Below are 13,497 nucleotides of genomic sequence, written 5' to 3' on the forward strand. Positions count from 1 at the left end.
GACGGTATTATGAACTTTCAGCAGATGATTTTGACGCTGCAGCAGTTCTGGGCTGAACAGAACTGTATTATCGTACAGCCTTATGACACTGAAAAAGGCGCCGGCACGATGAACCCTATGACATTTTTACGCTCACTAGGTCCTGAACCATGGAGAGTTGCGTACGTAGAGCCTTCACGTCGTCCATCCGATGGACGTTATGGGGAGAATCCGAACCGTCTGTATCAGCATCATCAATTTCAAGTCATTATCAAACCATCGCCTGATAACATTCAAGAGATTTACTTGGATAGCTTGAAAGCACTCGGCATTGATCCGCTCTTGCATGATATCCGTTTTGTTGAGGATAACTGGGAGAACCCTTCACTGGGTTGTGCAGGTCTAGGATGGGAAGTATGGCTAGATGGTATGGAAATCACTCAGTTTACGTACTTCCAACAGGTCGGTGGAATTGAGGCCAATCCAGTTGCCGTAGAAATTACTTACGGAATGGAGAGGCTAGCATCCTACATTCAAGATAAAGAAAATGTATTTGATCTTGAATGGGTTAGCGGCATGACTTATGGTGATGTTTTTCATCAACCGGAGTTTGAACATTCTACTTACACCTTTGAAGTATCTGATGTAAAAATGCTATTTTCACTGTTCAACATGTACGAAGAAGAAGCGCGTAGAGCGATGGAGCAGCATCTTGTGTTCCCTGCCTATGATTACGTGTTGAAATGCTCACATAGCTTTAATCTGCTGGATGCACGTGGAGCCATCAGTGTTACTGAACGGACTGGATTTATTACCCGAGTGCGTAATCTTGCCCGCTCTGTAGCGGCAACATATCTTGAGGAACGCGAGAAGCTTGGCTTCCCGCTGCTGAAGAAAGAAGGTGCTGACCGTGTCTAAAGATATCCTGTTTGAGATCGGTCTGGAGGAAATTCCTGCACGTTTTATCCGCGCTGCGATGGAACAGCTGCAAGATAGAACATCCAAGTGGTTGGATTCTGCACGGATTACCCATGCTGGAGTTACTGCTTATGCAACGCCACGTCGTCTCGCTGTTTTTGTTAAGGATGCAGCTGAGAAGCAAGAGGATATCAGCGAAGAAGTCAAAGGACCATCACGCAAAATCGCACTGGATGCAAACGGAGACTGGAGCAAAGCTGCTTTAGGATTTGCCCGTAGTCAGGGTGTGTCTCCGGAGCAATTTACGTTCAAAGAGCTAGCTGGAGTAGAGTATATATATGCTACTAGAAATAGTGCTGGGGTAGAGACAGCTTCGCTTCTTTCAGAAGGGCTTTTAGGGATTGTAAATGCGATGACTTTTCCGAAAAACATGCGTTGGGGAGCTTACGATTTTAAATTCGTGCGTCCGATCCGCTGGTTAGTTGCTCTTTTCGGGAAAGATATTATTGATTTGGAAATTACGGATGTAAAAGCGGGTAATGTGAGCCGTGGACATCGTTTTCTGGGTACAGATACTGTAATTTCGGAGCCTGCACAATATGTTGAGAGCATGCGTGCGCAGCATGTCCTTGTAGACGTGAAGGAACGGGAAGAATTGATCCTGAAACAAATCAATCAATTGGCTGAAGAAAAAAGCTGGACGATTGCGATCAAAGAGGATCTTTTGGAGGAAGTACTGTTCCTAGTTGAAACACCAACCGTGTTATTCGGAACCTTCGACCCATCTTTCTTGAACATTCCACAGGATGTGCTGATTACTTCGATGCGTGAGCATCAGCGGTATTTCCCGGTATTTGATGCAGCGGGCAAACTTCTACCTTTCTTCGTAACGGTGCGTAACGGGAATGCAGTATCTTTGGATGTTATTGCTAAGGGTAATGAGAAGGTACTCCGTGCTCGTCTATCAGATGCCAAATTCTTCTATCAAGAAGATCAAAAAATGAAGATTGATGATGCACTAGCCAAATTGGAGAATATCGTCTACCATGAAGAGCTTGGCAGTGTTGGAGATAAAGTGCGTCGTATTCGCCAAATCTCTGATCGTCTTGCTGTAAAGTTGGGATTGTCTGATATAACCCTTTCTGAAGTAAGTCGGACTGCTGATATTTGCAAATTCGACCTTGTGACTCAAATGGTTTATGAATTCCCAGAACTTCAAGGCACCATGGGTGAAGATTATGCACGCAAAGCAGGAGAACCTGAAACTGTGGCAAAAGCAATCTTCGAGCATTATCAGCCAAGGTTCGCGGGTGATGCAGTACCATCGACGGATGCCGGTTCAGTTGTCAGCATTGCGGATAAGATCGATACGATTGTAGGTTGCTTCTCCATCGGTATTATCCCAACAGGCTCACAGGACCCTTACGCACTGCGTCGCCAGGCTGCTGGGATTGTTCAAATCGTGCTGGAGCATAAATTGCCGATTACGCTGCGCGAGATTTTTGAAGCAGCCATTGAAATTCATAAAAATTCAGGGAATTCGAAACATTCTGATGATGAACTACGTATAAACCTGTACGAGTTCTTCGGTCTGCGTGTTAAACGACTTTTATCCGACAATGTACGCTATGATGTTGTGGACGCTGTTACAGCAGCTGGCTTTGACAACGTGGTAGATGTTGTGGGCAGAAGCCGTGCGCTTATGGGTGCTGTGTTAGACCAAGCAGACTTTAAAATTACAGTAGATTCACTCACTCGTGTCAGTAACTTGGCAGCTAAAGCAACCAGTGAAGTGATTGATCCTTCTTTACTTAAAGAAGATGCTGAGCTGAAGCTGTACAATACATGGCAGGAATTACACACACCGTATCTTGAAGCGATGTCCGCGAATAATGCCGAAGAAGCACTCCGTATTCTCTCGGGTCTAAAAGATGCTGTTACAGCATTTTTCGATTCCGTTATGGTTATGGCAGAGGATGAGCAGGTACGTGCTAACCGTTTAGCTTTGCTAGCTGGTATTGATGCTGACTCCAAGGCGTTTGCTGATTTTGGTAAGCTCGTCTGGTAAAGGACTGAGCACCGCTGTTCCCGGCTGAATTCAAGATTCGACATCGATATTGCTTCTTAAGATTAGACTTCGTGATCAAAGGGCAGCTTTTTGAACAACATCTATAAAATTGAGGTTCAAAAAGATGACCTTTCAGCACCAAGAAGGTTGGATGAAGCTAGGGAGGGAGGAGCGGAGCGTAGGCATTATCTACGTGAGCACCGGAGATCCCGGCTGAATTCAAGATTCGACATCGATATTGCTTCTTAAGATTAGACTTCGTGATCAAAGGGCAGCTTTTTGAACAACATCTATAAGAAAAGTTTGTGTCTTATGGTATAGAACGTTGGTTTGGGGTATAAATATACGGAACGGTGCCAATGCGTCATTTGACATCCGTTCCGTATTTATGCATAGAAAGAAGGATTTCTTGCGGTAAGGGCGTATATATATTACACGGGAAATTGGTGATGATCATGGAGAAGAAGTCCCGGTCTAGAACTATAGTCGTGGATGGGGATGCTTGTCCGGTCAAAAAAGAGATTGCTGAAGTTGGCCGCGCCTTTGGTGTGCCGGTACTGATGGTATCTTCTTATGACCATCTACTTCAAGCTGAAGAGGGTGTAACGGTTGTGCAGGTGGACCGGGGAGATCAGAGCGCCGATCTATATATTGCGAATCATATTTCTGCAGGAGATGTGGTATTGACTGGGGACTATGGTCTAGCAGCGCTTGCACTCGGGAAACGTTGCAGTGTTCTTTCTTTTCGTGGCCAGGAATATGACGATTCCAAAATGGATTTTATGTTGGAAGGCAGGCATGCCAGGGCCGTGGACCGAAGACGGGGACATTATTCTAAGGGTCCAAAACCTATAACGGCAGAAGAAAAAATATATTTTCAACATAAAATGACAAAACTTTTAATACTTTTGCAGGAGAATGTGGAGCAATAGCGAATTATATTTATTTGTTAAGAATTGAAGGTGGTTGAAGTGGCTAGCGGACACGGGAATATTCCGGAAGAAGTTATCGAAAGCGTGCTTGCACGTCATGATATTGTCGATACAGTCGGTAAGGTAGTCCATTTGTCCAAGCAGGGGAAATATTTATGGGGCCTCTGCCCGTTCCATTCGGAGAAAACCCCTTCTTTTACAGTTACCCCCGACCGGGGAGTATTTCATTGCTTTGGCTGCGGCATGGGTGGAAATGCCATCAAATTTAGGATGGAAATCGAAGGATTAACCTTCCCCGAAGCCGTCAAAATAATGGCTGAAGAAAGTGATATTCCCGTTCCTGAAGGTAAGGGAGGCCTAATGTCTCCTCCTGATCCGGAACGCGATCGGTTGATTCAAGCTTATGAATGGTCTGCAAAGTTTTATCATTACTTGCTGAAGAATACGGAACATGGCAAAGCCGCAATGGAGTATTTAAGAGCCCGGAACTTCAGCGATAAAATGATTGACCAGTTTCAGATCGGATATGCTCCGGACCGCTGGGATACTTTGCTACAATTTTTGGAGAAACGGAATTTTGACCTTGCTGAGATGGAGAAAGGTGGACTCTTGTCTGCCCGAGGTGAGGGTAAAGGCTATATAGACCGTTTCCGTGGTCGGATTATTTTCCCGATTGCGAACCGCACAGGCAAGGTGATTGCGTTTGCCGGAAGAATTTTTGGTGAAGGACAACCCAAGTATCTTAATTCTCCAGAGAGTAGATTGTTTAACAAAAGCCGGATTTTATACAATTTGCACCAGTCCAAAGCATCCATCCGCAAAACGCGGCAAATCGTCCTCTTTGAAGGATACGGCGATGTCATTTCGGCCTGGGAAGCAGGTGTGCATAACGGTGTAGCAACAATGGGAACATCTTTAACTGAAGGTCATGTGGCACTGATGAAGAGTCTGGCCGATGAAATTGTACTGTCTTATGACGGTGACCGGGCAGGACAAGCAGCTGCTATGAAGTCCATTCCAATGCTTGAAGGCAGTGGTTTGCGTGTAAAGATTGCCTTACTGCCAAGCGGGCTAGATCCAGATGAATTCATCTCCAAGCATGGCGGAGAAAGGTTTATGGATCAGGTTATTGATTCAGCGGTTTCATCCATAAAATTTAAGCTTATATATCTGAAAAAAAACCATATACTCCTAGAGGAAGATGGCAAAATTGCCTACGTCAAAGAAGCTTTGGAGGTCATTGCTTCGTTACATTCCTCGACCGAGAGAGAGGTTTACCTAAGGGAAATCGCTTCTGAGCTGGAACTTTCATATGATAGTTTGAAGCAGGATTGTAATTTACTTAGGGCATCGATGCAAAAAAACATCCCTGAAGGGGATAATAACGACAAAAGGTGGAATAATGGTAGGCATAAAAAAGGGCAAGTGCAGACACCAACTTTGCTGCCCGCTTATCATGTCGCGGAACGGCGTCTACTGTCCTTTATGATTCAGGACCCGGAAGCTGCCACGTATGTGGGCGAACGCCTCGGAGAAGATTTCAACATCGATGATCATGCGGCAATTGCCGCTTATCTATATGCCTATTACGCGCAAGGCAAACCACCCGGCATTAGTCGGTTTCTATCATCGCTTCAGGATGATCGTCTAGAGAAAACTGCAACATCAATTTCCATGATGGATACACCTCCAGACTGGAATATGCAGGTGCTGGATGATTGTATCCGTGAAGTACGGAAATACCCACTGCAGCGCAAGATGGATCAGAAGCGTGAAGAGATGATTCAGGCGGAAAAGTCAGGTGACTTTTTGCGTGCGGCACAAATAGCAAGTGAGATTATAGCCCTAGAGAGACAATGAAATGTTGACAGGATGTACCTAGGGAGGAGGGAGTCGAATTATGGCGAACGATCAGCATACTGAATTGGAAGCAGAATTTACTTTGGATCAGGTTAAGGATCAGCTTATTGAGCAAGGCAAGAAAAGATCATCATTGCTATACAAAGATATTATGGAGAAATTATCGCCGTTTGATCAAGACCCCGAGCAAATGGAGGAGTTCTATGAACAACTCAGTGATTTGGGAATTGAGGTTGTAAACGAGAATGATGAGGAGGTTAACAGCCTCCGGCCAAATGAGGACAATGAGGACAAAGAGGGCGATGAGTTCAGCTTTGATGATGATTTGTCACTGCCGCCAGGGATCAAGATTAATGACCCTGTCCGTATGTATCTGAAAGAAATTGGACGCGTTCCGCTGTTGTCGGCTGACGATGAAGTAGAGCTTGCTATGCGGATTAAGAATGGTGACGAGGAAGCTAAACGTCGTCTTGCTGAAGCGAATCTTCGTCTCGTTGTAAGTATTGCTAAACGTTATGTTGGACGCGGTATGCTGTTCCTTGATTTGATTCAGGAAGGTAACATGGGTCTGATCAAAGCGGTAGAGAAATTTGACCATAACAAAGGGTTCAAATTTAGTACGTATGCAACTTGGTGGATTCGTCAGGCTATTACCCGCGCGATTGCGGATCAGGCACGTACGATTCGTATTCCTGTACACATGGTCGAGACGATTAACAAGCTGATTCGTGTCTCACGTCAATTGCTGCAAGAACTGGGACGTGAACCTTCGCCAGAGGAAATTGCGGCTGAGATGGAGCTGACGGTTGAGAAAGTTAGAGAAATCATGAAGATTGCCCAAGAGCCAGTATCGCTCGAAACACCGATCGGTGAAGAAGACGATTCTCATCTGGGAGATTTCATTGAGGATCAGGAAGCCTTGGCTCCTGCGGATGCAGCAGCTTATGAACTGCTGAAGGAACAGCTGGAGGATGTACTGGACACGCTCACGGAGCGTGAAGAGAATGTACTTCGTCTGCGTTTTGGCCTAGATGATGGCCGGACGAGAACACTTGAAGAAGTGGGCAAAGTGTTCGGTGTTACCCGCGAACGGATTCGCCAGATTGAAGCTAAAGCATTGCGTAAGCTTCGTCACCCTAGCCGCAGTAAACGGCTTAAGGATTTCCTTGAATAGTATTTCATGAACTGGACCTTCTGCTGCTCAGTAGCAGGAGGTTCTTTTATTTGAATTACGACCCTAAAAGTGCTGACCCTGTGTATCTGGAAAGAAGGATGAGCCAGTGAATTTGGAAAAACGCGAAATTATTATAAAAGAGATTCAGTATTGGAGAAACAACAGATTGCTACCAGAGCAATATTGCGACTTCTTAACCAACCTGTATGATGATGAAGCTGCGGCGAAGGATAGAAATCCGATTTCGCTGAAGAATCTACAGCAGGGAAACATCAAAATTTGGCTGTTTGGTTTTGGAATTATTTCCTTGATTTTCTTGATTAGTCTTTATTTTAGCGTTTTTCCCTGGCCTTTGCAACTTGCAACAGCACTATCCGTATTAATTATTTGTTATGGATACTCAGCGGTTTACAGGAACCGAAATCATGTTATTAGTCTTATCCTGGCGGGGCTTGGCAGTGTGTTATCGCTTGGTTTTGGGCTATGGCTGATTGCTTTGCATGATCTTGATCCTCAGCTCTGGAGACCGATTCTGATTGGGGCTTGTGGCTTGTTATGGTGCATTTTGGGATTTGTGCTCCGTATAGGCTTGCTGCAGTACTGCGGTTATGCTTTTTGGGCCTTATTATATGCGGGATTCTTCGGTGGAAAACGCCCTGAGGCTTCGATGCTTGAGCTTGAGCTCTTATGGCTTCCACTCAGTATAATGATGGTGTGGCTGAGCTGGCTACTACATCACAAAGTTAAAGGCGTTGCCAGTGTTTTTTTTGCAGTGGGAGTATCACTATGGATGATGCCAGAACTCGATGCTCTTTTATTGAGGCAGGATTATCCACAGTGGATTTCGTTTATGCTAATTTTAAAAATTGCGGTAGGCTTGGCCCTGCTGTTCTTGTTTCGAAAAAAATGGATAACGTGGGTGGCAACATGAACAATGTGAAATTATCAGATCGACTTCAGCAATTGCTGGAACAAATTCCGCAAGGAAGCAGGTTGGCAGACATCGGCTCTGATCATGCTCTGCTTCCTGTGGCTGCTGTAGAAAGCGGTAAGGCTGTATTCGCAGTAGCAGGTGAGGTAAACCCGGGTCCCTTTGATGCTGCTTGTAAGGGCGTTGCAGAGGCCGGACTAGGGAAGATAATCTCGGTGCGTCGAGGAGATGGCCTTGAGGTACTGGAACCTGGTGAAGTTAATTGTATCACGATCGCTGGCATGGGAGGGGCTTTAATTGCCTCGATTTTAGACCGTGGTCAGAGTCAAGGCAAGCTTAAGGATGTTACAACACTGGTACTTCAACCGAATGTGGGCGAGGATATTTTGCGCCGCTGGCTGTTAAATAATGAATGGGTTCTTACCGCTGAAAGTATTCTGGAAGAAGACGGCAAGTTATATGAAGTATTAACAGCTGTACCAGAGGATGCAGGTGCCGGAATTACAAATGCCAATGTATATCGAGAGGTAACGTTAGGCAATTCCGCTATGGTTCGTGGTCAGGATACTTTGCTACAGATGGGACCTTTTCTGATTCAAGCACCGAATGAAGTGTTTTTTGCCAAATGGCAGGGAGAGGTTCAGAAATTGGAAGGCATTCTGACTTCATTGTCACGTTCAGAACTTGAATCTGCGGAGAATAAACGGAAATTAATTCGAGATCAGATCAAGGAGATTACGGAGGTGCTGCAATGCTTGCCAAAGGACAAACAGTAATTCAATATATGGAGCAGCTGGCTCCGAAGCATTTAGCTGAAGATTGGGACAAAGTCGGGCTGCAACTAGGTTCCTTACAGAAAGAAATAACCAATGTTCTGGTTGCACTGGATGTTAATGATGAAGTCGTCGAAGAGGCAATTCGTCTCGGCTGTAATCTAATCATTGCCCACCATGCGATTATTTTTCGTCCGCTGCAAGGGATTCAAACAGACACTCCTATGGGCCGAATGTATGAAAAATTGATTAAAAATGACATCGCGGTTTACATTAGTCACACTAATCTGGATGTTACCGAAGGTGGAATGAACGATTGGATGGCGGAAGCACTTGGCATAGAAAACGGAGTGCCTATCAAAGACATTCATTCAGAGCAATTGTCAAAGCTGGTTGTGTTTGTGCCGAAGGATCATCATCAGAAGGTACTGGATGCCATCCTGAATGCAGGAGCAGGGGCAATCGGCAACTATAGTCATTGCAGCTTCAATATCGAGGGATACGGGACTTTTATTCCGGGAGAAGGCACAGATCCTTATATTGGGGAAAAAGGGAAGCTGGAGCGTGCTGAGGAGATCCGTATTGAGACAATCGTGCCACACAGTATCCGCAATAAAGTGGTACAGGCTATGCTCAAGGCTCATCCTTATGAAGAGGTTGCCTATGATTTGTACACGATGGATCTTAAAGGTCGCAGTTTAGGGCTTGGGCGGGTTGGAAAGCTCAAAGAGCCTACCACACTTGGGCAATTCGTTGAGACGGTAAAAAAAGGTCTGAAAGTTGACCATGTACGTGTTGTGGGTGATTTGGATCGTCCAATTCGTAAAGCGGCTGTTCTCGGCGGTTCGGGTGGAAAGTATTATAACAGTGCTATTTTCCGCGGTGCGGATGTGCTGGTTACGGGAGATCTTGATTACCATACAGCACAGGATGCCGTGCTCGCTGGGATCACTCTGATTGATCCAGGACATAATGCAGAGAAGATCATGAAAGAGAAAGTAGCAGAGTGGATGACAGGGAAGCTTGTGGAGCATAAGTACGATACAGCTGTACATGCTTCGCAGGTGAATACGGAGCCATTTAAGTTCCTATAAAATTGCCATTTAATAATGCTTGTGCCAGACAGGTGATGTCTGTATAATATATAATGTTGTTCGGAAAGTTTGACAGACAATCGCCGGTGACGTGAAGACGTCACGGGAGGAAAGTCCGGGCTCCATAAGGCAGGATGCTGGATAACGTCCAGTCGGCGCGAGCCGAAGGATAGTGCCACAGAAATGGACCGCCGATGGCCGCCTTAGGGCGGCACAGGCAAGGATGGAACCGAGGTGTAAGAGACCCCGAGGAACGCTGGTGACTTCGTTCCTGGTAAACCCCATCTGGAGCAAGACCTAATGAGACGCAGCAGATTCCTTTATTGGAATAGGCAGCCTTAGCCTGAGGCGCGTCTAGGTTGGTCGCTGGAGCTGTGCAGTAATGTACGGCCTAGATAGATGATTGTCGCTTATGGTGGGAGGGTAGTTCCCGATTGAACCACGACGAGCACAGAACCCGGCTTACGGCAAACTTTCCTAACTGCAACGTTATGATAACAACAACAACCATACAAGCGGCGGCGTATCTCGGGAAACCGGATCACGTCGCTTTTTTAGAATATAAGAAAGTATAAGTTTCACTATATACATTATCCTTATATTTCTCGCAACGCTTACCATCCTTATAAAGACGCCGAAGGTGTTTATGCTCGTGGCAAGAAGATATGTAGAAAGTGGGAAACGTGTAGCATGGGTAATTATCAGATTTGCGGGTTCTGCGGACATTTATATGAACGAAACAATAAGAGGATGTGCAATAGTTGTGATGAGATGTATCAGAGAATCAGGCGTATCGTAGAGACTTCACCAGACACGATGGTATTAAATATATCCCTTCAAACAGGAGTAAGTGTCAGTCGAATCATGTCTTTCGTTGAAAATGGATATTTTAGGCTCAATAAAGATAGCATACAAGTATCTAAGAAGTAAATTACTCTAAGCATGGCTGAGAAATAAAAATAACCCGGCTTCCTCATCCCATACAGGATGAAGAAGCCGGGTTTTGTCATGCTCATGATCGAATGCCGGTCTGACTCTCCCGCCATTGTACCAACGCCTTCTCCAGACGCTGAACAGCAACGGTTACAAGCTCAGGTGGCGTATGTGTGAAATTCAGACGCATTTTATTCTTATGGGGCTGTGATGAATAGAACACTTCACCTGGAACAAAAGCAACACCATTCTCTACTGCAAGAGGAAGTAATTCCTTCGTGTTGATCTCTTGGGAAAGTGTTAGCCATAGGAACATACCGCCTCGTGGCTCCAGAAAATGAGCTCCTTCCCAGTTCTGCGATCGGAGTTCCGCTGATAAGAGTTTCATTCGAGAATAATATTCTCGTGAGATGACACGGATATGCTGCTCGATATCGAAATGCAGCAGCAGTTCATCTAAAGCGCGTTGGTCAATGGTGCTAGAATGCAGATCAGCTGCTTGCTTTGCTTTGGCGATGGTCTTGATTAGATTGGAATTGCCGATAATCCAGCCGGTACGCAGGGCAGGGGCTACGATTTTGGAGAAGGTTCCAGTGTAAGCGACACAATAACCGCCGTCATAACTTCTGTCGATGGACGCTAGTGAGGGTGGATAAAGATCTTTATTCTCCTCAAAGGTTATTTCTCCGTAGGGATTATCCTCCAAGATAAGAACATTGTAGCGGCGGCAAATTTCCACCACTTTCTCACGGCGTTCCTTACTCCAGGTTGCTCCTGAAGGATTGTTGAAGGTCGGAACAGCATATAGGAGTTTGGGCCGTAATTTTTGTATTTGATCTTCCAGGTGATCTGGCAGAATGCCTTGCTCGTCATTATTTATCGTATGAATATCAGCTCGGTAAGAGCCGAGTACCTGTAAAGCTGCTAGATAAGTGGGGGCTTCAACAAGTACAGCATCACCGGGATCAAGTAGTATTTTACATAGTAAATCTATGGCTTGCTGGGAACCTGTAGTCAAGATCATCTCAGATGCTGTAACAGGGATTCCTTGCCGAGTAAGTCTTTCAGCGATTTTGTCACGTAGTGGAGTAAAGCCCTCGGTTAGTCCGTATTGAAGCGCTGAGGTATCGCTGGAGAGTACACGGTTATAAGCGTCTCGTACTGCCTCCAAGGGAAACAAATCCTCCCCAGGCAGCCCGCCTGCAAGTGAAATAATGTCATTGCCCTGTGTAACCTTTAGAATCTCACGAACGGCTGATGATCCTAGATGATTGGCTACGGCCGAGTATTTGATATCCATAAATGAGTTCTCCACCTTTCAATTTGGTGCTATCATAATAGGAGTACTGTATAACAGTAAAGCGTTGAATATAACAGTGGAGGTGAAGGGTTCATGCATATCGATTTGATTCGCACCAGCAGTAAATCTCTGCCTCATCAAATCAGTGAAACCCTAAGTCAGCGGATCTCATCAGGATTGCTCCAGCAAGGTGTCCGGCTGCCCTCCGTAAGAAGCTTGGCTACAGCTTTGAGAGTAAGCCAGGTTACAGTAAGCAAGGCATACGATGTGCTTGAGACGCGGGGACTTATTTATTGCAGACAAGGAAAAGGCTGCTTTGTAGCCGACCCTGAACACAACAGACGTCAGGAAGATGGTCGCTGGCAGGATGTATATGATGATTATTTGCCGCGAGCTCAGCTTTGGCGCAATTTTGATTACTCTGAAGTTAAGTATCCCTTTCATATAGCTGCAATTCATAGTGAGTTACTTCCTCTAAAAAATATTGGTGAGTCCTTCGCATCTTTAGTTACGCAGCAGCCGGAGCTTATGGCAACCTATGGGAACTTCCAAGGTGATCTGGAGCTGCGAGGAATTATGAGAGATCATTTAAAAACACGTGGAATTGCACTTACTTCCTCTGATGTAATGATCACAAGCGGAACTCAGCAAGGCATTGATCTGGTGGCTCGTACCTTTGTCGGACCTGGGGACACAGTGTATCTTGAGGCTCCTAGTTATACAGGGGCTATAGATGTTTTTGCAGGACGAGGTGCAGAGATGATTTTTGTACCTACGGACAGTGACGGTATGCGGCTGGATGTTCTTACAAGAATGTGTGATCAAAGACCGCCTAAGCTAATTTATACAATCCCTACTTTTCAGAATCCAAGTGGAGTAACCATGAGCATAGCAAGAAGACAACGTCTGCTGGAATTAGCCCGCAGTTACCGTTGCCTTATTGTTGAGGATGATCCATTTAGTGATTTATACTTCCATGCGCCTCCGCCGCCTACGATCAAATCGATGGATTCCGAAGGGCATGTAGTTTATATGAAGAGTTTCAGTAAAGTTATTGCACCCGGCTGCAGAATTGCCTGTGTAGCCGCTGGTGGGAATATTCTGTCACGGCTTATCGCCGCCAAGTCCGCAAGTGATTTAGGGAGTCCGCTGCTCACACAAAGGGCGGTACTGCCATTCATAGCGGGCAAATATGAAACCTATGCTGCTCAGTTACGAGTTACACTCCGTGGTCGCATGGAAAAGGCGGCGAAGCTTCTGAAGCTTTACGCGCCGCCTGGAGTAAAATACATTCTCCCAGAGGGTGGTCTTAATCTCTGGCTGGAGTTGCCGGATTCACCTGATATCGGGAGGCTACATGAGCTGGCCGAACAGGAGAGCATTTCTTTTTTACCGGGTGATGTTTGTTACTCTGCGGAGACCCCTTCACGGCATATCCGTTTGTGTTATTCACAAATGAATGAAACAGATATGGAGGAAGGCTTACGATTATTTCTCCTTTTGCTTGGTAGATTTTTGCAGATGGGTGGTTAAGG

General features: G+C 45.6%; 10 protein-coding genes and 1 other RNA gene. 10 read left to right on the forward strand and 1 reads right to left on the reverse strand.

The annotated features are described in order from the left end of the window. Positions 1-9: 9 nt before the first annotated feature. The 9 genes from glyQ (at position 10) to rnpB (ending at position 10,209) form a co-directional block, all read left to right on the forward strand. Entirely contained in the window at positions 10-897 is an 888-nt protein-coding gene (glyQ, locus tag ACWNM1_RS07325; RefSeq protein WP_042130314.1) for a glycine--tRNA ligase subunit alpha, read from the forward strand. Then, positions 890-2,965: a glycine--tRNA ligase subunit beta gene (glyS, locus tag ACWNM1_RS07330; RefSeq protein ID WP_449600494.1), complete on the forward strand. Its 2,076-nt coding sequence runs from the start codon at positions 890-892 to the stop codon at positions 2,963-2,965. Before glyQ ends, glyS begins: the two co-directional genes overlap by 8 nt. Positions 2,966-3,420: 455 nt before the next feature. Continuing rightward, positions 3,421-3,897 carry a YaiI/YqxD family protein gene (locus ACWNM1_RS07335; protein WP_449600495.1) on the forward strand — a complete coding sequence of 159 codons (477 nt, stop codon included), beginning with the start codon at positions 3,421-3,423 and terminating at the stop codon, positions 3,895-3,897. A 39-nt stretch (positions 3,898-3,936) separates the two neighbouring features. Further along, positions 3,937-5,757, forward strand: a complete 1,821-nt coding sequence (dnaG, locus tag ACWNM1_RS07340; RefSeq protein ID WP_449600496.1) for a DNA primase — start codon at positions 3,937-3,939, stop codon at positions 5,755-5,757. Positions 5,758-5,797: 40 nt separating this feature from the next. Continuing rightward, positions 5,798-6,931: an RNA polymerase sigma factor RpoD gene (gene rpoD, locus ACWNM1_RS07345; RefSeq protein ID WP_042130309.1), complete on the forward strand. Its 1,134-nt coding sequence runs from the start codon at positions 5,798-5,800 to the stop codon at positions 6,929-6,931. Positions 6,932-7,037: 106 nt separating this feature from the next. Continuing rightward, positions 7,038-7,862: a hypothetical protein gene (locus ACWNM1_RS07350; RefSeq protein WP_449600497.1), complete on the forward strand. Its 825-nt coding sequence runs from the start codon at positions 7,038-7,040 to the stop codon at positions 7,860-7,862. A gap of 5 nt (positions 7,863-7,867) precedes the next feature. Further along, positions 7,868-8,638: a tRNA (adenine(22)-N(1))-methyltransferase gene (locus ACWNM1_RS07355; protein WP_449600517.1), complete on the forward strand. Its 771-nt coding sequence runs from the start codon at positions 7,868-7,870 to the stop codon at positions 8,636-8,638. Beyond that, entirely contained in the window at positions 8,614-9,729 is a 1,116-nt protein-coding gene (locus tag ACWNM1_RS07360) for a Nif3-like dinuclear metal center hexameric protein (RefSeq protein ID WP_042190922.1), read from the forward strand. The genes ACWNM1_RS07355 and ACWNM1_RS07360 overlap by 25 nt, the downstream gene beginning before the upstream one ends. Positions 9,730-9,793: 64 nt before the next feature. Continuing rightward, an RNA gene (rnpB, locus tag ACWNM1_RS07365) (RNase P RNA component class A) lies at positions 9,794-10,209 on the forward strand. Between the two features lie 532 nt (positions 10,210-10,741). On the opposite strand, the gene ACWNM1_RS07370 is transcribed toward rnpB, so the two are convergent. Continuing rightward, positions 10,742-11,962, reverse strand: coding sequence for an aminotransferase-like domain-containing protein (locus ACWNM1_RS07370; RefSeq protein ID WP_449600498.1), 1,221 nt, complete (start codon positions 11,960-11,962; stop codon positions 10,742-10,744). A gap of 93 nt (positions 11,963-12,055) precedes the next feature. Between ACWNM1_RS07370 and pdxR the strand changes: the two genes are divergently transcribed. Continuing rightward, a complete protein-coding gene (gene pdxR / locus ACWNM1_RS07375) occupies positions 12,056-13,495 on the forward strand; it encodes a MocR-like pyridoxine biosynthesis transcription factor PdxR (protein WP_449600499.1) in 1,440 nt (479 codons plus the stop codon). Positions 13,496-13,497: the final 2 nt, after the last annotated feature.

This window comes from Paenibacillus sp. Marseille-Q9583 (genome assembly GCF_976954365.1).